This window comes from Mycobacterium florentinum (assembly GCF_010730355.1).
GTDB lineage: Bacteria > Actinomycetota > Actinomycetes > Mycobacteriales > Mycobacteriaceae > Mycobacterium > Mycobacterium florentinum.
Window position 1 is genome coordinate 335154 of record NZ_AP022576.1, and the last position, 26233, is coordinate 361386.

At 65.9% G+C, this 26233-nt stretch carries 26 protein-coding genes and 1 pseudogene; 17 read left to right on the forward strand and 10 right to left on the reverse strand.

Annotation, left to right across the window (positions count from 1 at the left end; genetic code table 11):
* Positions 1 to 25 precede the first annotated feature (25 nt).
* Complete coding sequence (locus G6N55_RS01615; protein WP_085220327.1) at positions 26 to 859, forward strand: DUF3097 domain-containing protein; 834 nt, start codon at positions 26 to 28, stop codon at positions 857 to 859.
* Here the strand turns inward: G6N55_RS01615 and G6N55_RS01620 are convergent.
* Entirely contained in the window at positions 828 to 1247 is a 420-nt protein-coding gene (locus G6N55_RS01620) for a hypothetical protein (RefSeq protein WP_232078894.1), read from the reverse strand. The genes G6N55_RS01615 and G6N55_RS01620 overlap by 32 nt on opposite strands.
* 196 nt (positions 1248 to 1443) lie before the next feature.
* Between G6N55_RS01620 and efeU the strand changes: the two are divergent.
* The 8 genes and pseudogenes from efeU to G6N55_RS01660 all read left to right on the forward strand — a co-directional run bounded on the left by efeU (position 1444) and on the right by G6N55_RS01660 (position 9255).
* Positions 1444 to 3052, forward strand: a pseudogene (gene efeU, locus G6N55_RS01625) (iron uptake transporter permease EfeU).
* Between the two features lie 37 nt (positions 3053 to 3089).
* Entirely contained in the window at positions 3090 to 4274 is a 1185-nt protein-coding gene (efeO, locus tag G6N55_RS01630; RefSeq protein WP_179968159.1) for an iron uptake system protein EfeO, read from the forward strand.
* Between the two features lie 2 nt (positions 4275 to 4276).
* Positions 4277 to 5593 carry an iron uptake transporter deferrochelatase/peroxidase subunit gene (efeB, locus tag G6N55_RS01635; protein ID WP_085220325.1) on the forward strand — a complete coding sequence of 439 codons (1317 nt, stop codon included), beginning with the start codon at positions 4277 to 4279 and terminating at the stop codon, positions 5591 to 5593.
* Between the two features lie 160 nt (positions 5594 to 5753).
* The gene (locus G6N55_RS01640; RefSeq protein WP_085220324.1) at positions 5754 to 6278 is read left to right on the forward strand and encodes an OsmC family protein; all 525 of its coding nucleotides are present in this window, start codon (positions 5754 to 5756) and stop codon (positions 6276 to 6278) included.
* A 32-nt stretch (positions 6279 to 6310) separates the two neighbouring features.
* Positions 6311 to 7378: an acyl-CoA dehydrogenase family protein gene (locus tag G6N55_RS01645; protein ID WP_085220323.1), complete on the forward strand. Its 1068-nt coding sequence runs from the start codon at positions 6311 to 6313 to the stop codon at positions 7376 to 7378.
* Between the two features lie 13 nt (positions 7379 to 7391).
* Positions 7392 to 8003, forward strand: coding sequence for an RNA polymerase sigma factor (locus G6N55_RS01650; RefSeq protein ID WP_085220322.1), 612 nt, complete (start codon positions 7392 to 7394; stop codon positions 8001 to 8003).
* Entirely contained in the window at positions 8000 to 8269 is a 270-nt protein-coding gene (locus G6N55_RS01655) for a hypothetical protein (protein WP_085220321.1), read from the forward strand. Before G6N55_RS01650 ends, G6N55_RS01655 begins: the two co-directional genes overlap by 4 nt.
* A 98-nt stretch (positions 8270 to 8367) precedes the next feature.
* On the forward strand, positions 8368 to 9255 hold the full coding sequence (locus tag G6N55_RS01660; RefSeq protein ID WP_085220320.1) for a universal stress protein: 888 nt from the start codon (positions 8368 to 8370) through the stop codon (positions 9253 to 9255).
* Here G6N55_RS01660 and mhpA read toward each other — a convergent pair.
* Genes mhpA through G6N55_RS01675 form a run of 3 tightly spaced genes read right to left on the reverse strand, consistent with a single transcriptional unit; the run spans position 9233 to position 12848 of the window.
* Entirely contained in the window at positions 9233 to 10786 is a 1554-nt protein-coding gene (gene mhpA / locus G6N55_RS01665) for a bifunctional 3-(3-hydroxy-phenyl)propionate/3-hydroxycinnamic acid hydroxylase MhpA (RefSeq protein WP_139826674.1), read from the reverse strand. The genes G6N55_RS01660 and mhpA overlap by 23 nt on opposite strands.
* On the reverse strand, positions 10783 to 11718 hold the full coding sequence (locus G6N55_RS01670) for a fumarylacetoacetate hydrolase family protein (RefSeq protein WP_085220318.1): 936 nt from the start codon (positions 11716 to 11718) through the stop codon (positions 10783 to 10785). Before G6N55_RS01670 ends, mhpA begins: the two co-directional genes overlap by 4 nt.
* Positions 11715 to 12848, reverse strand: coding sequence for a VOC family protein (locus G6N55_RS01675; RefSeq protein WP_085220317.1), 1134 nt, complete (start codon positions 12846 to 12848; stop codon positions 11715 to 11717). The genes G6N55_RS01670 and G6N55_RS01675 overlap by 4 nt, the downstream gene beginning before the upstream one ends.
* A 91-nt stretch (positions 12849 to 12939) precedes the next feature.
* Here G6N55_RS01675 and G6N55_RS01680 point away from each other — a divergent pair, with 91 nt between their 5' ends.
* Positions 12940 to 13581 carry a TetR/AcrR family transcriptional regulator gene (locus G6N55_RS01680; protein ID WP_139826693.1) on the forward strand — a complete coding sequence of 214 codons (642 nt, stop codon included), beginning with the start codon at positions 12940 to 12942 and terminating at the stop codon, positions 13579 to 13581.
* A 53-nt stretch (positions 13582 to 13634) separates the two neighbouring features.
* On the opposite strand, the gene G6N55_RS01685 is transcribed toward G6N55_RS01680, so the two are convergent.
* The gene (locus tag G6N55_RS01685; protein WP_085220315.1) at positions 13635 to 13856 is read right to left on the reverse strand and encodes a hypothetical protein; all 222 of its coding nucleotides are present in this window, start codon (positions 13854 to 13856) and stop codon (positions 13635 to 13637) included.
* Positions 13857 to 13982: 126 nt separating this feature from the next.
* Entirely contained in the window at positions 13983 to 15311 is a 1329-nt protein-coding gene (locus tag G6N55_RS01690) for an acyltransferase family protein (RefSeq protein ID WP_085220314.1), read from the reverse strand.
* 98 nt (positions 15312 to 15409) lie between these two features.
* Here G6N55_RS01690 and G6N55_RS01695 point away from each other — a divergent pair, with 98 nt between their 5' ends.
* Positions 15410 to 16381, forward strand: a complete 972-nt coding sequence (locus G6N55_RS01695; protein ID WP_085220313.1) for an aldo/keto reductase — start codon at positions 15410 to 15412, stop codon at positions 16379 to 16381.
* Positions 16382 to 16388: 7 nt separating this feature from the next.
* On the opposite strand, the gene G6N55_RS01700 is transcribed toward G6N55_RS01695, so the two are convergent.
* Together G6N55_RS01700 and G6N55_RS01705 are read right to left on the reverse strand one after the other, a co-directional pair.
* The gene (locus G6N55_RS01700) at positions 16389 to 17522 is read right to left on the reverse strand and encodes a phosphotransferase (RefSeq protein WP_085220312.1); all 1134 of its coding nucleotides are present in this window, start codon (positions 17520 to 17522) and stop codon (positions 16389 to 16391) included.
* Positions 17523 to 17640: 118 nt separating this feature from the next.
* The gene (locus G6N55_RS01705) at positions 17641 to 18249 is read right to left on the reverse strand and encodes a TetR/AcrR family transcriptional regulator (RefSeq protein WP_085220311.1); all 609 of its coding nucleotides are present in this window, start codon (positions 18247 to 18249) and stop codon (positions 17641 to 17643) included.
* Positions 18250 to 18387: 138 nt separating this feature from the next.
* Here G6N55_RS01705 and G6N55_RS01710 point away from each other — a divergent pair, with 138 nt between their 5' ends.
* Genes G6N55_RS01710 through G6N55_RS01720 form a run of 3 tightly spaced genes read left to right on the forward strand, consistent with a single transcriptional unit; the run spans position 18388 to position 21584 of the window.
* Positions 18388 to 19518 carry a DUF7064 domain-containing protein gene (locus G6N55_RS01710; RefSeq protein ID WP_085220310.1) on the forward strand — a complete coding sequence of 377 codons (1131 nt, stop codon included), beginning with the start codon at positions 18388 to 18390 and terminating at the stop codon, positions 19516 to 19518.
* Positions 19515 to 20588: a phosphotransferase family protein gene (locus G6N55_RS01715; RefSeq protein ID WP_085220309.1), complete on the forward strand. Its 1074-nt coding sequence runs from the start codon at positions 19515 to 19517 to the stop codon at positions 20586 to 20588. Before G6N55_RS01710 ends, G6N55_RS01715 begins: the two co-directional genes overlap by 4 nt.
* 12 nt (positions 20589 to 20600) lie before the next feature.
* A complete protein-coding gene (locus G6N55_RS01720) occupies positions 20601 to 21584 on the forward strand; it encodes an NAD-dependent epimerase/dehydratase family protein (protein WP_085220308.1) in 984 nt (327 codons plus the stop codon).
* Here the strand turns inward: G6N55_RS01720 and G6N55_RS01725 are convergent.
* Together G6N55_RS01725 and G6N55_RS01730 are read right to left on the reverse strand one after the other, a co-directional pair.
* Positions 21581 to 22696: an NAD-dependent epimerase/dehydratase family protein gene (locus G6N55_RS01725; protein WP_085220307.1), complete on the reverse strand. Its 1116-nt coding sequence runs from the start codon at positions 22694 to 22696 to the stop codon at positions 21581 to 21583. The genes G6N55_RS01720 and G6N55_RS01725 overlap by 4 nt on opposite strands.
* 8 nt (positions 22697 to 22704) lie before the next feature.
* Positions 22705 to 23235, reverse strand: coding sequence for a nuclear transport factor 2 family protein (locus G6N55_RS01730; protein WP_085220306.1), 531 nt, complete (start codon positions 23233 to 23235; stop codon positions 22705 to 22707).
* A 153-nt stretch (positions 23236 to 23388) separates the two neighbouring features.
* On the opposite strand from G6N55_RS01730, the gene G6N55_RS01735 reads away from it, so the two are divergent.
* The 3 genes from G6N55_RS01735 (at position 23389) to G6N55_RS01745 (ending at position 26214) form a co-directional block, all read left to right on the forward strand.
* Complete coding sequence (locus tag G6N55_RS01735; RefSeq protein WP_085220305.1) at positions 23389 to 23787, forward strand: nuclear transport factor 2 family protein; 399 nt, start codon at positions 23389 to 23391, stop codon at positions 23785 to 23787.
* A gap of 115 nt (positions 23788 to 23902) precedes the next feature.
* Positions 23903 to 25198: an acyl-CoA dehydrogenase family protein gene (locus G6N55_RS01740; RefSeq protein ID WP_085220304.1), complete on the forward strand. Its 1296-nt coding sequence runs from the start codon at positions 23903 to 23905 to the stop codon at positions 25196 to 25198.
* A complete protein-coding gene (locus G6N55_RS01745) occupies positions 25195 to 26214 on the forward strand; it encodes a zinc-dependent alcohol dehydrogenase family protein (protein WP_085220303.1) in 1020 nt (339 codons plus the stop codon). Before G6N55_RS01740 ends, G6N55_RS01745 begins: the two co-directional genes overlap by 4 nt.
* Positions 26215 to 26233 lie beyond the last annotated feature (19 nt).

Below are 26233 nucleotides of genomic sequence, written 5' to 3' on the forward strand. Positions count from 1 at the left end.
CCGTGCGTGTTCCTAGTATTGCCGCGTGACGGATCGCTACGGAACCGATGTCCTGGCCGCCGGTCGGCGCAAGCCGCGCTCGACCGAGCACCCCGCTGACCTGGGCCTCGTCGTCGAGGACGTCCAGACGGGCTACGTCGGTGCGGTCGTCCGGGTTGAGTACGGACGCATCGATCTGGAGGACCGGCATGGCCACGTCCGCGGCTTTCCGCTGGGTCCCGGCTATTTGCTGGAGGGCCGCCCGGTGATCCTCACCGAGCCGCACCGCTCGGCACCGGCCGCCGCGAGCCGCACTGCCTCGGGTTCCGTCGCGGTGCCGGGCGCCCGTGCCCGAGTCGCGCGTGCGAGCCGGATCTACGTCGAGGGCCGCCACGATGCGGAACTGATTGCGCAGGTCTGGGGCGAGGATCTGCGCATCGAGGGTGTTGTCGTCGAGCATCTCGGTGGCGTCGACGACCTGGTGGGCATCGTGACGGAGTTCGCTCCCGGTCCGGGGCGCCGGCTCGGTGTTCTCGTCGATCACCTCGTCGCGGGATCGAAAGAGGCGCGGATCGCCGAGGCGGTCCGCCGGGGACCCGGCGGGCCCGACACGCTGGTCGTCGGCCATCCCTACGTCGACATTTGGCAGGCGGTGAAGCCGCAGCGACTCGGACTGCCCGCCTGGCCCGAGGTGCCTCGGCACATCGAATGGAAACACGGCGCGTGCGAGGCACTTCGGTTGCCGCACGCCAGCCAGGCCGATATCGCCAGGGCGTGGCAGCGCATCCGGTCGCGGGTACGCGACTGGAACGACCTGGAACCCGCGCTGATCAGCAAGGTCGAAGAACTCATCGATTTCGTGACCGAGCCCGGCCGCTAGACGCATCCGACCGCGCGGGCAGAGCCAGCGCCGCGGAGCAGAGTAGGACCCCGCCCAGCGCGATCACGTTGAGGACGGCGTCGCGAGTGCCGTACATGTGCAGCATCTGCAGGTGATAGATCAGGTGCAGCAGGTTGAACGTCGTCCAGCTCACCGCGGTGACGATCCGCAGCGTCCGATCAGCCAGGTAGACGAGCGTCAGGGCACTCAACGCGGTCAGCGCCAGGTACATCCCACCGACGTCTTTGACGAGATGCTCGTTGTACGGGCCGAGGACGGGAAGCCACCTCATTCCCAATCCGGGAAAGGTGTTGTACCAGTTCAGCGGAGCGAAATACGCCCAGCTGCCGACGAACGCGCCGCTGAGCGTCAGCACAAAGAGGCACACACGGAAGAGGATGCGATTCATGACAGCTATGACGGTGCAGCGTCGGTAGATGTGACATCGGCCCGGCCGATGCCGGAGAAATCTCCATTGTCTGCGACATTCGCGAGACGATGGGGAAGAACCGCGGCTTAATCGCGGTCGAAAGTTAGGGTAGGCTAAGTCGAACGTCCCGATCCTCGGGATGGGAATCGGACGCATGCAGGGCGTATTCGGCGTTTTCCTCGGCGCGTTCCTTATCGGCCTGCGCGAAGGCCTGGAGGCGACGCTCATCGTGAGCATCGTCGCGGCCTTCCTCAAGCGAAACGCGCGGTCGACCCGTCCGATGTTCGCCGGTGTGGTCTTGGCAGTACTGATCAGTGTCGCGGTCGGCGTCGGATTGGATCTCTTCTCGGCGACGCTGCCCCAGGCCCAGCAGGAGATGATGGAGACGGTCATCAACGCCATCGCCGTGGTGTTTGTGACCTCGATGATCATCTGGATGAACCGCAATGCCATGCGGCTCAAGGGCGAACTCGAGCGTGAAGCCCAACAGGCGCTCAACCGTGGTGGTGCGCTGGCACTCGTGGTGATGGCGTTTCTCGCCGTCCTGAAGGAGGGCTTCGAGACGTCGGTGTTCCTGCTGGCGGCCGCGGAGACCTCGCACGGCAATCGGTGGATCGCCGTGCTGGGCGGCGCGCTGGGGATCGGGGCGGCGATCCTGCTCGGCATCGGTCTGTACTTCGGTGGCCTGAAGCTCAATCTCGGCCGCTTCTTCCGGGTGACCGGGGTGTTTCTCGTGCTGATCGCTGCCGGACTGGTGCTGGGTGCGCTGCGCACCGCACACGAGGCGGGCTGGGTGACCATCGGCCAGCAGCAGGTGCTCGACTTTTCGGCCTGGATACCCAGCCAATCCGTGCTGGGCGCGTTGCTCGCCGGTGTGTTCGGCATACCCACCGACCCACGCCTCATCGAGGTGCTGGGCTGGTTGCTGTACGCGGTGCCGGTGCTGGTCGTCTTCCTGTGGCCCTCGCGCCTTGCCGCGACACCCCGAACCCGCTGCCGGCTGCTGCTGGCCGCCTCGGCGGCGCTGGCCATTGTCGCGGCGGTGCTGGCCATCGCCGTTCCCGCCGGCGGCACCGCACCGGCCACGCGGACTCGGACCGTCACCGACCGGGCCGGCCACACCGCGCAGGTGTCGATGACCACCGGGCCGCACGGACGCGAGCTGACCGTCGTCTCCGCGGGAACGTCGACCGTGCACAGCATCCCGCTGATCCCGGCCGGCGACCAGACCGTCGACGGCTTACCGCTACAGGAATGGCACGCGTCAGAGACCGCTGCGGATGGAGCACCGGCAGTCACGCTGGAGCAGTTGCTGAGTATGGCGGGGGGGCCGGCTGCCGGTCGGTCTCGCGGCCGGCCGCACTCCAGGGCCGTTTCTGGGGCAATGGACAACGACCACCGTGTATTCCGTGTTCACGCAGGGTGATTCCGTGGTCAGCGCGCAAGCGACGAGCAATCGCACGGCGCTGTTGAGCGGCGGCGGGCTGACCGGAGCCAAGACCGTCGGTCTGGGGGCGCTACCCACGGACTGGTCCACGTCCGGTGCCGAAGACCACTCGACTGCGGCCGCGATCGTCGCGAGCGACCGGAATCGTGGGGAGAGTCAGCTATGGCGGGTGTGGCTTCCGTTGGTACTGGCCTGCTTTGCGCTGGCTTGTGCCGCAGGCGCCATAATCTCGATGCGCGGCGACGCGCGATCCGAACAGGAGAGGAAAACGAGTGATAGCGAATCGCACCGCCGGGGCAAGGTCGCGGTCTCGTGAATTCTGGCTGACTGCACCGGTTTTGGTCGCAATCACGGTGCTGGCCGCGACCGCCTGCAGCCACTCGAACGGCTCGTCGAGCCCGTCGAAATCTGGGCAAACCGGTCAACCCGGTGCGACCAAGGCGGTCAAGGTGACGATGGCCAACAGCGGCGGAAAGGACGGCTGCGCGCTCGACGCGACGAGCGTGCCGGCCGGGCCGGTGACCTTCACCGTCGTCAACACCAGCGCGCCGGGCATCACCGAGATGGAGCTGCTCCGGGATCAGCGCATCGTCGGGGAGAAGGAGAACCTCGCGCCCGGCCTGGATCCGGTGTCGTTCACCATCACCCTGGATGGCGGTTCGTATCAGCTGTACTGCCCCGGCGCGAGCGCCGAATATCAAACCCTGACGGTGACGGGCCAGGCCCCGGCCGGGCCGACGGGCACCGTGGCGAGCATCCTCACCCAGGGCACCAAGGACTATGCGACATACATCGTCACTCAGATCGGTCAGCTCGGTGACGGCGTGAAGGCACTCGATGCGGCGATCCAGTCGGGCAACCTCGACGGCGCCAAGGCGGCCTACGCCAAGGCCCGACTGTTCTACGAGCGCGCGGAATCGAGTGTCGAGGGTTTCGTCCTGCCGGGCTTCGCAGTCGGCGACAACGCCGGCAGCCTGGACTACTTGATCGACATGCGTGCGTCGACTCCGGTCGATGCGAAAGTCGGCTGGAAGGGCTTCCACGCCATCGAGCGCGACCTCTGGCAAGGCGGCGCGATAACTCCGGGTACCAGAGCTCTGAGCACCGAATTGGTGGCTAACGTAGGCAAATTGAGCACCGTGGTCGCCGGCCTGCAATACAAGCCGGAGGATCTGGCCAACGGCGCGGCCGATTTGATCGAAGAGGTGCAAAACACCAAGATCACCGGCGAGGAAGAGGCGTTCAGTCATATTGACCTGGTCGATTTTTCCGGCAATGTCGAAGGCGCCCAACAGGCTTACGCGTCGCTGCGGCCGGGGCTGGAGAAGATCGACGCCAATCTGGTCAACCAGATCGATCAGCAGTTCCGGGCGGTACTGAACGTTCTGGACGGCTATCGCGACCCGGCAGCGCTGGGCGGCTACCGGACCTACACTCCCGCGCTGCAGGCCAGCGATGCACCGAAACTGACCGCCGTGATTCAGCCACTGCACCAGAGCCTGTCCACCGTCGCTCAAAAAGTGGTCTCAACCAACTGACCATGGCTGACGACGAGCTGGCCGAACCCGCCGACGGCGCCGAGACGCCGGCCGATGCCGCATCGGTATCGCGGCGCCGGATGCTCGGCGGCGCGATGCTGGCCGGCCTTACCGGGACCGCGGTCGGTGCCGTCGGTGGCGGCTTCGCCGGTTATGCGTCCGCGACCGCGCATCACGGCGGCTCAGGTGATGGTGACGACACCGTGGACATGCGTCGTAGCTATCCCTTCTACGGCCAGGTCCATCAGGGCGGAATCGCCACGCTCCCACAGCGTTACGCCGTCTTCATGTCGTTTTCGCTGGCTCCGGCGGCCGGTCGCACCGACCTGCAGACGCTGTTGGCACGCTGGTCGGCCGCGGCCGCGGTGCTGCAACAGGGCAAACCCGTCGGCACGGTCCAGCCGCAGGTCGAGGTGCAGCCTCCGGCCGATACCGGGGAGGCCTACGGGCTCAGCCCCGCCAGTCTCACCGTCACGATCGGGTTGGGGCCGTCGCTGTTCGGTGATCGGTTCGGGCTTGCCGGACGGCGTCCGGCGGTGTTCACCGATCTGCCCCCGCTCAACGGGGACAACCTCGATCCGCGGCTGCACGGTGGCGACCTGTCGGTGCAAGCCTGTGCCGACGATCCGCAGGTCTGCTACCACGCCGTGCGCAACCTGGCCCGCCTCGGCCGCAATATCGTGTCGCCGTTCTGGGCGGTGTTGGGTTTCGGACGAGCATCGGCCGGTCCCGGTCAGCAAACCCCACGAAACCTGTTGGGATTCAAGGACGGTACCCGCAACGTCAGCACCGAAGCGGAATACGGACGCTTCGTCTGGGTCGACAACAGCGACCAGCCGTGGATGAACGGCGGAACCTATCAGGTGATCCGCAAGATCCGGATGCTGCTGGAGACATGGGACGTCGACCGGATCGGCAACCAGCAGAAGATCTTCGGCCGCACCAAGCAGGAAGGGGCGCCGCTGAGTGGCAAGGCCGAGTTCGACACGCCGAATTTCACCGCCACCGGCCCGAACGGTGAACCGCTCATCGATCCGTTGTCGCACGTCGGCCTGGCCGCCCGGGAAAACAACGACGGCATCATGATCCGTCGCCGCTCGTACAACTACACCGACGGCCTGGACCCGAACGGCCAACTGAACGCGGGATTGCTGTTCATCTCGTACCAAAAAGATCCGCAAGATTTTATTCGTTTGCAGAACCGGCTCGGCGCCAACGATCTACTCAACGAATACATCCGCCACATCGGATCAGCTATCTTCGCGGTCCCGCCCGCGCCCGCGGAAGGCCACTACATCGGCCAAACACTGTTCAGCTGAGCAAACCTCGCCGGCGCCCGGCGGGCGCCGACGGCCGCGGCGTTTCGCGCGAGTGATGTCTGGTGTCGTCGGTGCAAATGAATCCGGCGGCCGTCACGCATCGCGTCTACCGCGCACTAACGACATGAAAGCCAAGATCACCGAGAAACGGAGGAACTCTATGACCGACGCGCTCGTCATCGACTCGGAAGGGCTCGACCGGCTGTCCTGTAACGCCAAGGCGGACCCCGCCACCGGCAAGAAGACCCTGAGAGCCAAGACCGTTTGCGAGGCCGGTTTTCGCAACATGACCTACGTGCGCGACCTCGCACCGCTGCTCGTCGGCGAGCCGCCCGCTCTGCTCGGTGACGACTCCGCGCCCAATCCCTCCGAGACCGCCCTGGCCGCCCTGGGCTCCTGCATCTCGGTCGGTCTGCTGGCCAATGCCACCCACCGCGGCGTGACCCTCACCAAAATCGAGGTGGAGATGGAAGGCGACATCGATATCTCCGCGGTGTGGGGAGTCGGCGACACCCCGGACGGCAAGGTGCTCGGCTTCACCGCGGTCCGCTGCAAGGTGGCGTTGGCCGGGGATACCGACGACGAAACGCTCAAGCAAATCCACGACAACGCCATCGCCTGGTCGCCCGTGGTGAACACGCTCCGCCGCCCGGCCAGCGTCGACTCGACTTTCGTCGTCGCTTAGCGCCGGAAAGACACCGAACAGGAGGCCCTGCCTTGACCGCAACCGCGGACGCCGCCGTCGAGCGGCTCGATCCGGAGCTGCTGGCAGACATTCGAGCCCACGCCAGCGCGCTGGACCGCGGCGAGGAAACCTCGCGCCGCAGCTTCACCCGGCTGGGTGCCGCCGGCCTGCTTGGCCTCGGCGCCCCGGGAAACACCGACGGGCGGCTCCCGCGGATGGCCGACGTGATCGGCCTCATCTCCGGCGAGTGCATGAGCACCGGATTCTCGGTGTGGGCCAATCGGATGGCCCTGGAGTATCTACTCACGGCCGCAACGCCATTCAGCCTCGCGGCGGCCCAGCCCGTGCTTGCCGGAGCCACGCTGGGAGTGACCGGAATGGCTTCGGCGTTCAAGGAGGCGGCCGGTTGCGGCAGCCTGGACCTGACCGCGGAAACGGTCGACGGAGGCTACCGGCTGAGCGGTTCGATCAGGTGGGCGAGCAACCTCTATCCCGACTCGACGATGGTGACCGCGGCGCGCACCGAGGCGGGTGAGAGGTTGATCGTCGCCCTTCGGCTGGATACCCCGGGCGTCGTCCTCGGCGATCACTTCGACCTGTTGGCCATGGGAAGCACCGCGTCGTCGTATCTAAAGCTGGAAAACGCATATGTCGGTGCGGAACAGGTGCTGTCCACGGACTTTGAAGCGTTTCTGCAGACGGTGCGGCCGACGTTTCTTGTTCTGCAGTCGGCGATGTGTCTGGGGCTGACCAGGACCACCGTCGAGCAGAGCAAGCTCGGGCTCACCGGGGTCAAGTCGGTGTTCACCGCCGACGTCGACGCGATCGCGGACAGACTCGCGGCGGCGGAAGCGACGCTGGCCACATTGGCCGGCGCCGTCGGCGGGGCGAAATCGCCGGCGAAGAAGGAGCTGCTGTCGCTGCGCCTTGCCGCTGCCGAATTATCCAGTGCCAGTGCTGATTTAGAAATCCGCACCGCCGGCGGCAAGGGGTATGCGAGCCGGACTTCGGCCAGTCGTCGCTACCGGGAGGCGGCGTTCATCCCGGTGCAGTCGCCGTCGGAGGCCCAACTGCGCTGGGAACTAGGAAGATGCGCTTGAGTTCGGGCCGAGGGTGAACCCGGAGGCGGTGCCCCCGGAGGATCCTGCGCATCTGGTCGGCGGGATTCCGCTGGCAAATCTGGTTCGCGATTTTCACCGGCCGATGGTGAAATTCGCTCGCACGATGGTGGATTCGGCGACCATAGCCGAAGAGGCGGTGCAGGAGGCATGGGTGCAGGTCCTGCAGTCCTCGGGTTCGTTCCAAGGCCGCTCCTCGGTGGGCACCTGGTTGTTCGGAATCGTCAAAAACACCGCGTCGCGGCACCGGCGTCGCGAGTCCCGGATCCGCGACCACGAGGTGCTGGCCGCCACCGAGACCGACCCGCTGTCGGGCCGGATGCATCCCGCCGGCCACCCCGACGCCGGGCATTGGAGTCTCCCGCCGTCGCGGCGCTTTCTTCCCGAAGATCGCACCGTGGCCCAGGAACTCATCGGCTACGTTCGGGCGGCGCTGGACGCGCTGCCCGAACGGCAGCGCCAACTCGTAATCCTGCGTGATCTCGTGGGAACCCCGGCCGAGGAGGCCGCGGAGATTCTTGGCCTCTCCGCAGAGGGGCAGCGCGCACTTCTTTACCGCGCCCGGGGCAACCTTCGCACTGAACTAGAGAAGCGGTACCGCCAATGACCATCCACGACAACGCAGTTCCCGCAATCGACTGCGTCGATTTCGTCCGGCTGGTCGACGACCTGGTCGACTCCGATCCTGCGCAGTGGGGTCCGATCGTGGCCAAACATCTCGACGAGTGCCCGCCATGCCTGGTGTATCTGCAACAAATGGTCGACCTCAAGGTTCTGCTCAACCACGTCTTCGAGGGGGAGAAGCTCAGCGAGGAGCACGTCGCGGGGGTCCTCAAGGCAATCAACGACTTCAGGCGGGGCCAGCACGGCTAGCCTGGGCGAAGGCCCTCCGTCCCGGCGGTTGGGGACTAAAGCCTCACGACCGACGACCCGCTGGTCAATAGCGTTACTCCTGACGAAAGGAGTACGAAATGTCGGCACCTGTCAAGCAACTCGGTATCGTCGTCGCGGTCGACGGCTCACCCGCATCGAACGCCGCCGTTGTCTGGGCGGCCCGTGATGCGGCGATGCGCAGCATTCCGCTCACCCTGTTCCACGCGGTGGTGACCCCCACCTCGACGTGGCCACCCGTTCCCTACCCGGACTCGTTGTTGGTGAAGTTGGAAGATGACTGCCGCCAGCAACTCGCGCACGCGTTCAAGCTGGCCGAAGAGGCGATTCCGGCAGATCGCAAGGTCACCATCACGAAGGAGTTCGTGTATTCGAGCCCGGCGCTGGCCCTGATCAAGCTGTCCGACGACGCCGAGATGATCGTCGTCGGCAGCTCCGGTCGTGGGTTGCTGGCTCGCGGTGTGCTCGGCTCGGTCAGTTCGACCGTGGTGCGCCACGCCAACTGCCCGGTCGCGGTGATCCGTGACGAAGATGTGCCGGACCCGCAGCACGGCCCGGTCCTGGTGGGTGTCGACGGTTCACCGGCTTCCGAACTCGCCACGGCGATCGCGTTCGAGCAAGCGTCGCTTCGCGGCGTGGATCTGGTGGCCTTGCACGCCTGGAGTGACGTTGCGGTGCTGGGACTTCCCGCATTCGACTGGGAGGCGGTCAAAGCCGAGGCCGAGCGCAGTCTCGCCGAGAATCTGGCGGGCTGGCAGGAACGCTATCCCGACGTCACGGTGCGCCGGGTGCTCGTCCGCGATCTGCCCGCCCAACAGCTCATTCAACAAACGAAGTCCATCGAGGCGCAACTGGTGGTCGTGGGCAGCCACGGCCGCGGCGGGCTCACCGGTCTGATCCTGGGCTCGGTCAGCAACACCGTGCTGCATTCGGTGCGCGTTCCGGTCATCGTCGCGCGACCGAGGTAGCGGCCGGGTCCAACGGGCCGGCTACGACGCCGGTTGCCCACGCGCACAGCGCGGAGACGTCGCGCCCGGCGCGCAAGACCGTCCGATCGGGACGGACCAGCGCGCCGGTGGCGCGGCCGTCGCGCAGCCACTGCGCCAGGGCGTCGCCCGGCTGGGTGACCAGCACGACGAAGCCGCGCCGGCGCATGGCGGCTTCGTCGTGCTCGCTCAGGCCGCGGCTGGTGATCAGGGCGAAACCGGTTCCCAGCACGTCGTCGAGCCGCTGACCATCGCCCAGCCTCGGGTTCGGGCACAGCGTGCCGCCGAGTCGGCCGCGTGATTTGCATACCAGCTCCGAGGGTCGCAATGCCGGTGTGGTGGAGTCGACGACCTTCTCGCGCAGGCCCGGGAGCAGCCGCAACCGGGGCAACACCAGGTGGCGCAGCGCGTTGCCCACCCGGGCGCCGCCGGTCATCGCGCGACCGACGTTGAGCGCCAACCTAATCAGGCTTCGGGTATGCGGTTTGCGCTCCCGCTCATAGCTATCCAGAACGGCCGGGTCAAGGGCGCCGTACCGAACCGCGGCAATCTTCCAGGCGAGATTCATCGCGTCGCGCACCCCGGCCCCCATGCCCTGGCCGATGAACGGGGGGGTGAGGTGTGCCGCGTCGCCGAGGATGAAGACGTTGCCGCGGCGCCACCACTGCGCGATCTGGGCGCGAAACGTGTACTCCGCGACACGCACCAGTGTCAGTTCGCGATCCTGCACGCCCGCGGTCCAGGGCCTGATCAATGGTCGCAGGGCGGTCAAAGTCGTGAAGTGATCGGCACATTCGCCGGGCAGCAGCTGAAACTCCCAGCGGTAGCGCGACGTTCCGATGCGCATGTAGGTTCCCGCGCGAACCGGGTCGCACACCTGATGCACGCCTTCCCACTGGCGCAGGTCGGCGTCGGTGGCGACATCGATCACCAACCAACGTTGCTCGAAATTAAAATCCCTTATTGCTGAACCTATTTGGGCGCGCACCAGGCTGTTGGCCCCGTCGCAACCCAGCAGGTAATCGGCATCCACCCGGTGTACCGTGCCGTCGGTACGGTCGGTGAAGGTGACACGGACGTATTCACCGGTGTCGGTCACGTCGGTAACCTCGGCGTCGCCGCGCAGCTGGGCGCGCGGGAACCGCTTCAGGTTGGCCCGCAGCAGGGCCTCCAACTCGGGCTGGTCGAACATGTTGGCCTGCGGGAAGCCGTTGCGGCTGCGGGAGGTGTCGCGGGTGAACTCGGCGAGGACGCGGAATCGGTCGTCGAGCAGGCGCAAGCCCAGCGTGGGCCGCGAAATGGCCGCGAATTCATCGGCTATGCCGAGCCGGGCGATGACTCGGTAGATCTCGTCGTCGAGGTGTACCGCGCGTGGTTGTTGATACACCCCCGGCCAGCGATCGAGGACCAGGCTGTCCACCCCGTATTGCGCCAGCAGGGTGGCGGCGGTGATGCCGGTCGGCCCCGCGCCGACAATGACGACGGGAAGACGGCGAATAGCGTTGGAGGTCAAGCGAATCGGACCGCGTTGCGCTGTGTTCCGAGGTCGATGGCTCCGTCGTCGGTGGCCACCGACGCCTCCACGATGTCGCCATGCTGTAGATAGTTCGGGTTGCCGGCCTGACGGCTGAAGAACACCTTCCATTTGAGGGAGGTCGGCAACAGATTCCCGATCATGGCAAGGGGTTTGGGCGGCGCGCTGAGCGCGGTGCCGGCGGGCGTGCCGGTGAGCACCAAGTCGCCCGGTGCGAGCTCTTGGAATTGGGTGAGCGACTGCAGCGCCTGCAGCGGCCGATACAACATGTCCGGATCGACGAGTGCGTTCTGCCGTTCGACGCCACTGACGCTCAGGCGCAGCCGCAGATCGCCGAAGCGGGCGAGTTCTTCGGCCGTCAGCAATACCAGCGCCGGTCCCACCGGGGTGAACGACGGATAAGACTTGGCCTCGTAAAACTGGGTTTGCGGAAGCTGGACGTCACGGGCAGAAACATCGTTGGTGACCACCAGTCCCGCGATGAATTCGGCCAGGTTCGCGTCGGAAATGCTTGTGCCGACCGGAACCGCGCGCCCGATCACCAATCCGATCTCCACCTCGTAGTCGAGCAGCTGGACGTGCGCGGGCTTGACGATGTCATCGAACGGACCGTTGATCGATGCCGAGGCCTTGCGAAAGAAGGTCAGCGGAACCGATGCGGGATCCATGCCCGCGTCCCTGACGTGTGACTCAAAGTTGGTCATCTGAGCCACTACTCGGCACGGTCGGGTCACCGGCGAGATCAACTTCAGGTCGTCCACCGCGACGGTATCCGCAGTTGCGGCGGCTTCGATCGCTGCCCGATCTGACAGCAGTGCGCCGGTCGTCGTCGCGGTGGTGTCGATCTTCGCGGCCCCGGTCTCGGTCTTGAGCCACCAGGCGTCGGCAGTGCGCAGCACGGATACGGTCATGATGTGGGTACTTTCAGTAGGCCGACGAGGCGGCTGACGTCGAACTCGTTGCGGGCGCGAAGAGCCGTGATCATCGAAACCATTTCGTGGCGAGCTGATTTCAGGTCGGTTCCGAGGAAGTCTTTGGTCGCGCGGGGTCCCCACTGGGCCAGGCCGGACGCGCGCAACGGTGCCCAGCCCGGTTCGACGGTGTTGTCGAACAGGTCGCCGTCGGCGAAGTGCTCGACCAGGAAGCCGTCGGGATCGCGCCAGTAGTCGAAGATCTGACTGCCCTGGATGTGCCGGCCGATTCCCCAGGACCGGAAGTAGCCACGCTCCTGCAGGTATTCGCCGCCCGCCGCCAGGGCATCGAGATCGCTGACCTGATAAGCGGAATGGACATAACGGTTCGCCGGTCCCAAAGCCAACGCCAGCGTGTGGTGATCGGCGGGCGTCGATCCGCGATCACAGCGGATGAAGCTCATGGTCGGTCCTCGTTCGCGCTGCCCGGGAAAAAACAGGAAGTCGCTCACGACCATGCCCAGGTTGTCGAGATACCAGTTCAGCGTTTCGAGGTACTTCGTCGTCTGCACCACCAGGTGGCCCAGACGTTGCACCCGAGCGGGGACGCGTGCCGGACGCTGGCCGTTGTTGATGCGCTGCGGGTGTTCTCCGAAGTTGAACGTGTGAGCCTGCTGGCTCGGCAGTTCGGGCAGCTCGTGCATGCCGGCGACCACTCGTACCGGCATCCCTGCGGGGTCGATCAGGTCGACCGACAGGCCGCCGAGACTCTCCGGCAGCGGGCGCGCGCGGGCGCCGAACTTGTCGGCCAGCCGCAGCACGTCGGCCTCGTCGCCGGCCCGAAAGGCCGCGCCGGTGAATCGCGTTCGCTGCCCGTGCCGCACGATCACGCAGGGTGCACCCGCCCGGGTACCGCGCAGCTGAATTTCGTCGGGACCGTGTTGTGCCGCCTGAAATCCGAAGGCCCGCGCGAACGCCTCGGAGCGGGGCAGCTCCGGCTTCTCGAATTCCAGCCACGCGATGTCGACGACCCTGATCGCCGGATTCCGGGACCGGCCGGTGTGTTCGCCGGGCAGTGCTCCCTGCTCGCTGTGCAGGTCCCGGTGCGTGTGTGCGGCTTGAGGAAACATAACTGACGAAATCGTCACATACGAGACAACGTTCGGTCAAGGTTTCTGACGAAATCCTCAAAAGTGATGCATACTCTGTGGGATGAGCGTGATGCCCGGGGAAGCCGATCCGCCCAACCGTTTGGGGCGGCGCAAGCAGCGCACCCGCGCGGCGCTGATCAAGGCCGCGCAGCGGTTGATCGCCGAGGGAAAGCTCAACGTTCCGGTGCTGGAGATCACCCAGGCCGCCGATGTCGGGATGGGTTCCTTCTACAACCATTTCGACACGAAGGAGCAGTTGTTCGAGGCCGCGGTCGCCGACGTGCTCGACGCCCACGGGGCGATGCTGGACCGGCTCACCGAATCCATTGACGATCCGGCCGAAACCTTCGCCGCCAGTTTTCGGTTGACCGGGCGGCTATTTCGTCAGCGACCGCAGGAGAGCGAGATTCTGCTGGCGCACGGACCGGCATTGCTGTCGTCCGACCGTGGCCTGGCCCCGCGCGCGCTGCGCGATATCAAGGCCGGCGTCGACGCCGGCAGGTTCTCCGTCGACGATCCGGAACTCGCTCTCGCCATGGCCGGCGGTGCGCTGCTGGGACTCGGAAAGCTGTTGCGCGACGACCCCCGCCGCGACGACGCCCAGGCCGCGGACACCGTCACCGAAAATGTGCTGCGCCTGTTCGGACTCAGCGCCGACGAGGCCCGCGAGGTCTGCCGGCGCCCGCTGCCGGATGCGTTCGCCGAAGCCTGAGGCGTTGCATCACACGTAAATCGGTGTCACGTCGAAGAAGCCCTGGCGCAGGCTCAGCGATTACGGGTGTCGATCGACCACAGGGTTGCACAGCCCGGGCATTGGAGGTGGACCCGCATCGCGTGATTGCTCAGCAGGTACTGCCAGTGCGAACCGCAATTGCGGCTGCTGCGGCACTCCGCGCACTTGTCGCGGCCCCAGTCGCAGTTGGGGCAGGGCAGCCACGCGCGCCGAGAAGCATCGGCGTGTGGGTCGATCGGCAACGCAAGTGCCACGGGCAGGCCTCCTGTCGTACATTAGGTTAGGCTACCCAAATTAGAAATGCAAAATGAGTCCACTCCTGCCCGCCGGGGACTACCGCTGGCGGCGCGAAAGCCATTGGGACAACGGCCTTCTGGAGTTCATCCGGTCGTATGAGCGGGCGCAGCCGGTCGCGGGCTGACCTGTTTGGGGCGAAGGGCCACCAGTGCGACTCCGACGGCAAAGATCACGGTGGTCGGCCAGGACAGGCGCCCATCGGGCGCGAAGCCGACGGCGGCGACGTAGTGCAGGCCGTACGCCGCCATCAAGGCGCCCAGCAGCATCACCGGTTCGGCCCAGCGCTCCGGCAGTGGGATGCCAATCAGGGGGAGCGGGGCCGCGAACACCCGTCGTCCCCACCACAACAACACCAGCTCGACCGCCGTGACCAACCCGAGGACGCCAATCCAAACCAGCCGTCCCAGCCACCAGTCGGTCGTGCCCTCGCTCGGTTGCGGCAACAGGCCGGCCGGATAGCCGACGACCGCCACGATCACGACGGGGATCATGTGCCACAGGTACAGGGCCATCACGTTGTTGTTGCCGACGGCGAGCACGCGCCGGATCGGGCCGGCGCGCAGGACTCGGTTGAGCAGCGGTGCGGCCGCCATCGCGATTCCGGCCTGCGCGCATCCGAACGCCAGCATGGCCACCGTCGGTGGTGACGTGTTCTGCACGGCCTCGCCGGGAATGCCGATCATGCTGACCGGATAATCTGCCAGCCAGATCAGTAGTGCGAGTATCGTTCCGGAGCCGGCGGCCAGCAGCAGGGGTCTGCGGCCGGCCAATAGTCCACCATGCCAAGCGATTCCGAGCTGATAAAGCGTTCCCCAGCACAACAGGTAGTTCAGCCAGCCGAGGTCGTGTAGGGGACCTTGCTTCAAGACTGTGTCCACCAGCGTGACCGCGACGGCCAGCGCTGCCGGCACCCAAAGGCCCCAACGGCTTTGTGCGGCAATCGAAATCGGAGTCAACGACACCACCAACACGTATACGGCGAGGAACCACAGGTGCATCGCCACCGCCCAGCCCGCGTACTCGAGCAGCGAAGCGCCGACACCGAACGCCGCCGCGGCCACCACGATCGCCGACACCAGCGCGATGTAGACCACCGTCGGGCCCAGCACTCGGGCGAGCCGGCGCCGAAGCCAGGCCTGGCGCGACACCTCGCCGCTCTCGCGGTGATGCGTCCAGGACACCGCGCCCGCATAACCCGCTACCAGGAAGAACACCGGGACCGCCTGGAACGGCCAGGTCAACCATTGCGTCCAGGGCATGTCGACGAGCGGATTCTGCCGGCCGAAATGTCCGTCGTCATACGTCACGGATCCGGCCAGCCAGTGCCCCAGCACGATCAGGATCACGCCCGAGACGCGGTAGTAGTCGGCCGCCAGATTGCGGTCCGGACGTGCGGTGTTTGCGCGGTCCATCAGATCGCGGGAAGCTCGTCGCGGTACACAGCGCCACGGTACCCGGGTGGCTCGTGCTGCGACGCAGTCGAACCGCGCCTACGACAGGAGAATGTGCCATGAAACAGGCTCAGCTCGGCGACTTGCAGGTCGGCCGGATCGGTTTGGGGGCGATGGGCATGTCGGCCGCCTACTCGATCGGGGGCTTCGACGACGCCGAATCCATCCGGACGGTTCACCGCGCCATCGATCTCGGCGTCACGCTGATCGACACCGCCGAGGTGTACGGCCCCTTCGTCAACGAGGAGCTGCTCGCCCGGGCCCTGCAGGGCAAGCGGGACAGCGTGGTGCTGGCCACCAAGTTCGGCTTGATCTCGCACACCGGACGTGACGGCCTCGACAGCAGCCCCGCCAGCATCCGCGTCGCGGTCGACGGATCGCTGAAAAGGCTGGCGACCGACCACATTGACCTGTACTACCAACACCGCCTCGACCGCGGTACCCCGATCGAGGACACCGTCGGGGCGTTGGCCGAGTTGGTTGACGCGGGCAAGATTCGGCACATCGGTCTTTCCGAAGTCGGTGTGAACACCATCCGCCGCGCGCATGCGGTGCACCCCATTGCCGCGGTGCAATCGGAATACTCGCTGTGGACCCGCGATCCCGAAGACGGGATCCTGGCGGTGCTTCGCGAACTGGGTATCGGGTTCGTCCCGTACTCACCGCTGGGTCGCGGCTTCCTCACCGGCGCAATCCGATCCAACGCGGAGCTGCCCGACACCGACTACCGCAAGACCAATCCGCGCTTCTTCGACGAGAACTTCGGCCACAACCTGCGCAGCGCGGACGAGCTGCGCGAGATCAGCGCCGACGTCGGTGCCACCCCGGCGCAGGTCGCGTTGGCCTGGCTGCTGGCCAAGGGGCCCGACATCGTGCCCATTCCGGGCACCAAAAAGGTTGTACGCCTTGAGGAAAACGTCGGCGCCGACCGCATCGAACTCTCGGCTGGGCAGCTGGCCCGGCTCGACCAACTCACCCCGGCCGCCGGCGGCCATCACGCCGAAGCGCAACTGGGATGGATCGACCGCTAGGCGTTGCCTACAACGAACGCTTCAGTGCGGCAATGGTTTCCAGGTCTTCGAGGGCTGCGACACCGCGCCGCACGCCCTCCATCGCGATGTCTTCGACCTGCATTCCGCCCATTCCCGCGGTGATCAGCGGCGCGACATACGCGTACAGGGCGCCTTGGCGGTAGCGCAGCCAGAGGTCTTCACGGTCCAGGTCGGGTCCACCGGCCGCGGCCAGCGCCTGTCGGTAGACGTCGAGCAGCTCGCGCTGAGCGGCACGGCGGTCTTCCGGTGTCAGGCTGGTGATCAGTGTGTAGGCCAGTTCGCGGGAAGGGTGGCCGCGCCGCACCGCCTGCCAATCCAGCAGGCCGGCCTTGCCGTCGCGGAAGTACATGTTGCCCGGATGGGCGTCGCCGTGCATCACGGTATGCGGGGGAGTGTCGATCACCGCGGCGACCGCGCGATAGTTCTCCGCGATGAACCGACCGTTCTCCACCGGAATGTCGGTGCGCTCGCCGAGTCGCTTCATCGAGGTCGTCATCAGTGAGCCGGTCAACAGAGAAGTGACGTCGCCCGACGGGGTGTACAGCCACCCCAGCGGTCCGCGCCCGTTGTGGCGCATGCGGTCCCAGAAGGTGCCGTGCAGGGTCGCCAGCAGCTCGACGATCAGGCCGGCCTGGTCGGTGCTCAACGGGTGCAACGTGTCGGGGAAGACGCACGACTCGGGGAGGTCTTCGAGCACCAGCAGGTATCGACCCGTCCACGTGTCGAAAGCCGCGCCGTGGGCGACCGGGACGCCGGCCAACTCGGGGGCGAGCTGGCTGTAGAAGCGCACCTCGGTGTTGCCCAGCCGACCCAGCTCACCCATCAACTTCGTCGCGGCCGTCTGCGCGGTGATCTTGACGAACACCGACTCCGGTACGTCATCGCCGGTCAGCACCAGTCGTGCTCGTGACGATGTGCCCGCGTCGCTGGCAAGCACGCGGATCGACCTGACGTTGCGGCCCATGACGCTCGAGAGCGCCGCGGTGTTGAGGTCGCCGACCGTGCGGGGCAGCCCCGCTCGACTGCCGACGACGGCGTCGGCAGTCACCCGGCCGATTCCCCGGCCGAGATGCGCGGCCAGGCCGACGACGGAAAGGGCCTGCTCAACGGCGTTTGTCATGACTGTCCATCCTGTGTGCGCCGATACCGGATCCACCGCCGAGGCGGGCGCGAAAGAGTTGTCAGGACAAAAATAGCCTAATGTCTGGATATCAGACAAAGCGAGACTAATGTCTGATCTATGGCACCAGGGCCCGGACCAGGAACTGCTCGACGAATAGGCGTTTGTCAGCCACGGCGCGGTGCCGCCACGCCGGCGCCAGGAGGAACAGCGTCGTCGCGGTCAGCCACTCGACGATGGAGCGGGGATCGAGGTCGGCGTGGAGCTTGCCCGCTTCCTTCCAGCGCTGCAGCAGCGGCCCATAGTGCGCCAACAGCAGTTCGACCATCGGTTCGGACCCCTGCTGGAGGGCCGCGGGCACCGCGGTGCTCTCCGCGGCGAACAGCGCCTCGTTCAAGGGGTTGCCCGCCACCGACTCCACCCGCGCCAGCACCATCTCGGGCAACGAGCGCGCCGGGTCGTCGGGGTGAGACAGCGAGCCGACCAACTCGCCCAGCGCCGTGTCGACCCGCGCCAGCATCAGGCCGAGCAGCACCTCGTCACGATTGGGGAAGTAGCGGTACACCGTCGAGCGGGATACCCCGGCCTCGTCGGCCACTTCGGCCATCCGGATCTGGGCGTTGCCCCGACGCACGATGCACCGGCCCGCGGCATCCAGCAGACGCCTGCGTGCCTCCTCGTCATCGAGGATTGCGCGGTCGTCGCCCCACCACCGACTCGGCTCCATGGCAGCGATAGTAGGGGATGTGTTGTGTCATTGAGTATCTGATGCGCGAGGTTTCGTCAAAAACTTTTCATCAATGTGGCGGTTTCGCTAAAACCACTCGATGGCAATGGATTTCGCTTTCCGGCAGAAGGGTATTTCATGGGTTACAGCGCCGCCGACGAGTCATTCACCCATCAGCTGCCAACAACATTCGATCACGTGCACGATCCCGATCCGACATGGTCGGACCGCTGCTACTTCTTTGCCGCCTCGCCGGACGGCACTCTGCTGCTGGCCAGTGGCTACGGCAATAACCCGAACACCGGTACCGGGTTGGGATACGTGAAGGTCAGCCTGGCCGACGGCCGACACTGGGATCTGCTGGCCGGCAGGCCGATCAGCGCAGGCGGTCGCGACGACCTGAGTGCCGGGCCGATGCGCTGGACCTGTGTCGAGCCCTTGAAGAAGTGGCGACTCGACGTGGAGCCCAACGATTCCGGCATCGCGTGGGAGCTCTATTACGAGCCCACAGCGCCGATGTGGGAGCTGTTGCCGATGCAGGTGCGCGACTCCGATGGCCGGATGCTGGCCGACATGTACCACATGAAAGAGCCGGGCCGGTGGACCGGCTGGGTGCAGATCGACGGCGAGCGGATCAGCGTCGATGGATTCCACGGCGGCCGGGATCGCACCTTCGGGGTGCGGGTTTCGGACAAGATCGATTTCTGGCTCTGGCTCGACGCCGGCTTCGAAGACTGCGCGATCGAGGCCTGGATCATCGAATCGTCCGATGGCACAGTCAATTACGTAGACGGCGGCATCACCCACCGGGACGGCACGCTATCGAAGCGGTTCGTGAAAATCGAGCACGACGTCGAATTCGACGGTGACAACAAACGGCCCGCCCGAGCGGTGCTCGTCTTCACCGACGAGGACGGCAAGACTTATCGGGTCACCGCCGACGCGCCGCACCAGCACGTCAACGCGTATTACGGGCTGCCCATGGCGCATTGCCAGTACCAGGACCTGGGCGGTGGCGGGTACTTCATCCACTTCCAATGGGACAGCAACGATTCCGCGCAGCTGGCCGAGACGGAGGGCAAATCGATGGCGCTGGATCAGTTGATGCGCTTCGAACTCGACGGCGACACCGGTTGGGGCATCTTCGAGCTGCTGATGGGTGGCCAGTGCTACGCCCGCTACCCGAACTGGGCCGCGATGGACATGTCGGCCTTCACCCAGACCAAGACGCCGGTCGAACGGTTGTCCGACGACGGAGTCCGCCAATGACGCGGGACGCCGATATCGCCGAGCGTTTGACCACCTGGCTGCGCACTCGGCTTCGGGATGCCGACGATGTCCGCGTCGAGGGCCTCGATCGAGTGAACTTCGGGCATTCCGCCGAGATGATGGTGCTCACGGTCGTCACGGGGGAAACCCGCCGGGATGTGGTGCTGCGGCTGCGTCCCAAACCGCCGGCGCTGTTGGAACCCTACGACCTCACCCGCCAGTTCACGATCCTGCGTGCGTTGCAGGACAGCGCGGTTCGTGTTCCGACGGCGTTGTGGCTCGAGGACACCGGCGATGTTCTCGGGAGGCCGTTCTTCGTGATGGAGCGGGTCGGCGGCGAGGTCTATGAAATGCAAGCACCCGCCGATGCGGCCGGCGCGACGGTGGTGCGGATGTGTGAATGCCTGGCCGAACACCTTGCGGCAATCCATTCCGTCGATCTCAAACAGACCGGGCTCGACGCGCTGGATGACGGCAGCAACCACCTGCGCCGCGAACTCGACCATTGGGCAACCGAAATGGACCGGGTCAAGCAGGATTCACTGCCCGCACTGGAGCGGCTGCTGCACGCGCTGCGCGACAGCCAACCGGAGCCGTGCCCGAAAGTCACTCTGGTGCACGGGGACGCCAAGCCGGGCAACTTCGCGTTCACCGGCGGCGAAGTCAGCGCGGTCTTCGACTGGGAGATGACCACCGTCGGTGACCCCCTGACCGACATCGGCTGGCTCGAACTGCTCTGGATGCAGCCCGTCGGCATCACCAGCCACCCCGACGCACTGGACATCGAGGCACTCCTGCGGCACTACCAAATGGCCAGCGGGATCACGCTGCAGAACCGTTCCTGGTATCGGGCGTTCAACGCGTACAAGATGGCGGTCATCTGCCTGATCGGTGCGATGCTGGTCGACGGTGGGCACAGCGACGATCAGAAGCTGATGCTCGCCGCGTACGGCACCTCGATGCTGACCCAAGTCGGGCTGTCCGAACTGGGGATCACCGAGGCGATCGACGACGGCCCGGTGCTGCCGCGCGCAGAGCGCATCCAGCAACTCCAGGCGAACGCCGTCTAGAGGGAGAGAGCCATTACCGGCGAGAAGAAACTGGTGATCGGGGCCAGCGGCTTCCTGGGATCACACGTCACACGTCAGCTCCTCGCCTCGGGTGCCGATGTTCGAGTGATGTTGCGCCGCACCAGTTCCACCAAGGGCATCGATGACCTCGAGGTCCAGCGCTGCTACGGGGACGTCTTCGATGACGAGGCGTTACGTGCCGCGATGGCCGGCTGCGACGTCGTCTACTACTGCGTCGTGGATGCCCGGATGTGGTTGCGAGACCCGGCGCCGTTGTTCCGGACGAATGTGGAGGGTCTGCGCCACGTGCTGGACGCGGCGCTGGACGCCGAACTGAAGAGGTTTGTATTCACCAGCACCGCAGGCACTTTGGCGATCAGCGCTGGCCGGGCGGTGACCGAGGAAGACCCGCACAACTGGGACGAGGGCGGCGCCTACATCGAAGCCCGGGTCGCGGCCGAGAACATGGTGCTGTCGTACGCGCATGACAAGGGCCTGCCCGCCGTCGCGATGTGCATCTCCACCACCTATGGCCCCGGCGATTGGGCGCCCACTCCACACGGCTCGATGCTTTCGCTGGTCGCCAACGGCAAGTTTCCGTTCTACCTCGGGTATTCGTCCGAGGTGGTGGGCATCGAAGACGCCGCCAAGGCAATGCTTCTGGCCGCCGAACACGGACGAAGCGGCGAACGCTACATCGTTTCGGATCGGTACATGAGTGTGCGCGAGTTGCACGGGATCGCTGCCAGCGCCGTCGGCAGGCGGCCACCACGCATCGGCATCCCGATGTCGGTGCTGCGGGCGGGCTCGCGGGTCAACGACGTGTTGGCGCGGCTGCTCGGCCGCGACCTTCCGTTCGCTTACGCCGGAATGCGGATGGCCGAACTGATGTCGCCGCTGGACCACGGCAAGGCCGAACGCGAACTGGGATGGACACCCGAGCCCGTCGAAGACTCGATCCGCAAGGCCGCGGCTTTCTTCACGTCGCGCAACTAGTCCGCTTGCTGATCGGCGTGCGCCAACGCTGCTGGGCCGTACTTGCTTTCGATCATTGCCCACGGGTCGGCGTAGGGACCACGCCCCTCGACGCGGTTCTGCAGCTTGACCGCGATGCGCAACACCGGCCGCAGTAGCGGGCCGAGGGCGCGTAACACGATGCGCATTTTTCCCTGGGATTCACCGACCCAGGCCATGGTCTGCTGCCAGTTGTGCTCTTGAAAGTCAAGCAGCGCTTGCGCTTCGGTGGTGTCGTACCAGCCGGTGAAACTCCAGCCCCGGTCATCGTCGGGATCACCGGGCAGACCCACCGACGGGCCGAGGCGACCCAGGCCGACGGCGGTCATCAGGTCGCCCTCGAGCTCGTGTTCGAGCATCACGCACGTCTCGTTTCCGCCGATCAACAGGGCCTTGCCATTGATCGTGGCTTCGCGGTCGACACCGTTGGCGAACGCCAGCGCCGCGTCTCGTGCGTCCACGGTGTGCAGGCGATTGTCGACGGGCATGGAACGCATGATCGTCAGGTTGTCGACATCGATACCGCCCGATTGGGTATCCGGCGAGATGACCCCGGCCAGTCGGTAGAGCGCGTAGGGGAGACCGCTGGCCCGGATCGCGGCCTCGGCCAGCACTTTGTCCTGCCCGTACTGATCGATGGGGTTCAGCGGGGTATCGGGGGTGATTCGCTCCGGATACCGGTGTGGATTGCGTGAGCCGTAGACAGAGGCACTGGACGCCATCAGGAACAGCGGGGGACGCGGCAGGGCCGTGGCCGCCGCCAGGAGGTTCTCGGTGCCGCCGACGTTGACTTTTCTTGCCAGCGCGGGGTTCCGGTACGACACCGGTGCGACGACCGCCGCGAGGTGAACGATGGCTCCCGGCTGGTGCGTCATGAGCAGCTCACGCACCGCTTCGGCGTCCGTTAGGTCGACGTAGGCGGGAATCAGCGCCTCGCGTTTGGCGCCGGCCGACAATTCTCCTTGCACCGCAAGGGTTTTGTCGTTGCGCAGGTCGGTCGCGATGACCGTCCGGCCCCGATCCAGCAGAATCTGCGCGCAGCGCTTGCCGACCTGTCCGAAAGCTCCGGTAACCAGGATGGTGTCGACGGTCATGAAGTCTCCTATTTCTCCAGCAGCCGATTGGCGAACTTGGCTGCCGTGTTGCGGATCCGGTTGGAGATGTAGAACGAGAAGACCGGCGTGACGATGTCCTCGCGCAGCCGAGTTAGCTTGGAGCTCTTGATAAGCCACTGACCGGAAATATTATTGTATGTCTCGTGGTAGTGCCCGTAGCCCACCAGGCTGAGCCCGGGGCCGAACCGCACGACATCTTGCAATGCCCAGATCCCGCGTGCGGTCGTCGGCGACGTGAGCTCGATCTCGGGGGCATGCACCTGATGTGCGGTGGCCTGCCAACGGCGTCCGATGCTCTTGCGGGTGAACGCGACGAAATCGTCGGCACCGACGATGAGCTTGCCGCCGGCCTCGGAGGTGTCGCTGACAAAGTCGTCGGCGAAGATCGCACGCCACGCGGCCCAGTCCTTGGTGTCCAGGTACCGGCAGTAGCGGGCCTTGAGCTGCTTGATGGACTCGATCGCCAGCAGCGTGGCGGCCCGGCCGTCAGCGATCACATCGTTGGCGCGCTCTGTCATTGCGGGCTCGATTCTGGTGTACCGGTGTTTCCCGAAGTCACGCCAAGCCTGACATTCGCGTACGAGTTGCACGCCAGCGGGGCCGGTCGGCGCTGGTTACGGTGAAATCGGTGTTATTTTAAGAACCCGTTGCGGGTGCCTGGAAGGGCCGGTATGACAGTGTCGTCGACACGCGAGTTGCTCACGGCACTCGTGGCCGCGTTCGGTGATGCCGAGCGCGTCACCGAGTTGCTGGCGCCCAAGGCGCAGTGGTGGATCACCCCGACCGTCGGGGTGCTGGGCAGCCCGACCGTGGGGCGCGACGCGATCCGTGCCGGCATGCGAATCATTTTCGGCCAGCTCTACGCCGACGTGCATACGACGGTGCACCACCTGCTCTGTGACGGCGACATGGGTGCCGCGCGCTTCACGATGCGGGCTACCGCGTTGTTTGCCGCCGGCCAACCATACGAGAACGAATACAGCGTGTGGGTTCAGGTGCAGGACGGATTGATCATCCGGGTGTGGGAGTACCTCGACGTTGCCCACGCCACAAGCCAATTCAGCTCCTGATCACGCTCCCGGAGTGGGGGTGTTGCGCTGGCGCATGACACCATGATTACACTGTGATCTCGGTGTGAGGAAGTGTGCCGATGTCGCGAGTGCGCGACCGATGGTGAGGAACGCGATGGCCTGGGATTTCGAGACGGATCCGGATTTCGCCGAAAAGCTGTCGTGGATGCGCGAATTCATCGATTCGGAGGTCATTCCGCTCGAACCCATCCTCGGAGAGATCTCGCCCGAGGAGTGGCAGCCGGTCAAGCGCTACCTGCAGGACAAGGTCAAGGCGCAAGGGTTGTGGGGCTTGTTCCTGGATCCCAGCCTGGGTGGCGCGGGGCTGGGCCAGCTCAAGCTCGCGCTGATGTCGGAGATCATCGGACGGTGCATGGTGTCCATGGAACTCTTCGGGGTCCAGGCGCCGGACAGCGGGAACATGGAGTTGCTGGCACACGGCGCGACCGAAGCGCAAAAGCAGCGCTGGTTGTTTCCCAACCTCAACGGGGAGATATCCAGTGCGTTCGCGCTGACCGAACCATTCCTGGCCGGCGCCGACCCGACCGTCATCGCCACCACCGCCGTGCTCGACGGTGAAGACTGGATCATCAACGGCCACAAGTGGTTTACCACGAATGCGTCCTGCGCCGACATCATCTTGGTGGTAGCCGAGACCGACCCCGCCGGCCGGCCGCACCGGCACGCTTCGATATTTGTCGTACCGACGGGAACGCCGGGGTGCAACATCGTCCGCGACATCCCGACCATGGCCCACCCCGACCCGGAGTTCGGCAGGCGGGGCAATCACGCCGAGGTGGTGTTCACCGACTGCCGGGTGCCGGCGGATCATCTGGTCGGCCCGCGCGGTGGCGGTTTCGTGCTGGCGCAACAGCGTCTCGGCGGCGGACGTATCCATCACTCGATGCGTTGGCTCGGACAGGCGCAGCGCGCCCTGGACATCATGGGTGAGCGCGCGGTCTCGCGCCGTTCGCACGGCCGATTGCTGGGCGAACATCAGATGGTGCAGGACTTTATCGCGCTGTCGCACACCGAGATTCAGGCTGCGCGACTACTGACTTTCCAGACCGCATGGAAGATGGACCGTTTCGGCGCGGGAGAGGTCCGTGCCGAACTGGGAATGATCAAGGCTCACGTATCGAAGGTGGTGCTCGCGGTCCTCGACCGCACCATCCAGGTGTGTGGGGCGTTGGGGTACTCCGGGGACCTGCCGGTCGAATCTTGGTATCGGATGACGCGATTCGGATCGATCGGCGACGGGCCCGACGAACTGCACAAGTCGGTGCTGGCCCGGCACGTGCTCAAGAAGTATCAGCCGGTGCAGGGTTGGCCGACCGATCATCTACCGTCACGGCGGCCGGCAGCCGAACACAAGTGGCAGTCACTACGCCAGGAGGCAGGCATCGCATGAGCATTCCGGATCGGCAGCGGGCCATCGTCATGACCGGGCCGGGCGAACCCGTGCAGACCGTCGAAATGCCGGTGGAGCGGCCCGGACCCGGACAGGTGCTGGTCAAGGTCAACGCCTCGAGCCTCAACTACCACGACAACGTCAATCTGCTGGGCCTGCTACCCGGGCCCTGGCCGCGCGTGCCGATGACCGACGGCGCCGGGGAAGTGGTGGCCATCGGGACGGGAGTCGGCGAGTTGCGGCCAGGTGATCGCGTGATGGGAGCGTTTCACCCGGGCTGGCACGACGGGCCGCCCACCCCGGAAGCCAAGCACGAGGTGCCCGGCGACAACTGCGACGGGTGGCTGCAGCAATACCGCGTCGCCGAGGTCGCGGGCCTGGTTCGCACCCCGGCGCACCTCAGCGACGTCGAAGCGGCGACGATTCCCTGCGCGGGTGTGACGGCGTGGAGTGCGTTGGTGGAAGCCAACATCGGCGAAGGCGACGTCGTGGTGACCCAGGGCACCGGCGGGGTGTCGCTGTTCGCCGTCCAGCTCGCCCGGGAGCGGGGCGCCACCGTGATCCTGACGTCGTCGTCCGACGACAAACTCAAGGTCGGATCGGATTTGGGGGCAACGCATCTCGTCAACTACCGGACCAACCCGGACTGGGAGACGGAGGTGAAGCGACTGACCGGAGGTCGCGGCGCCCGGCTCGTCGTCGATCTCGGTGGACCCGCGACGCTGGCGCAGTCGTTGCGCTCGGCAGCCGTCGGCGGCACGATCGCGGTGATCGGTGTGCTCAGCGGATTCGACATGGCATCCATCGCGGTCGCCGAGGTGATGCTGAACAACCTGCGCGTCATCGGGATCACGGTCGGCAGCGTGCGCGCTCACCGGGAGATGTGCGAGGTGGTGTCCAAGGCCGGCATCAAACCGCACATCAGCCACGTCTTCGACTGGGAGCAGCTGGACGAGGCGCTGCGGGTGATGCGGGCCAACGAACATATCGGCAAAATCGCCCTGACCATCCCTTAGCCTCACGAGGAGGGTAGAC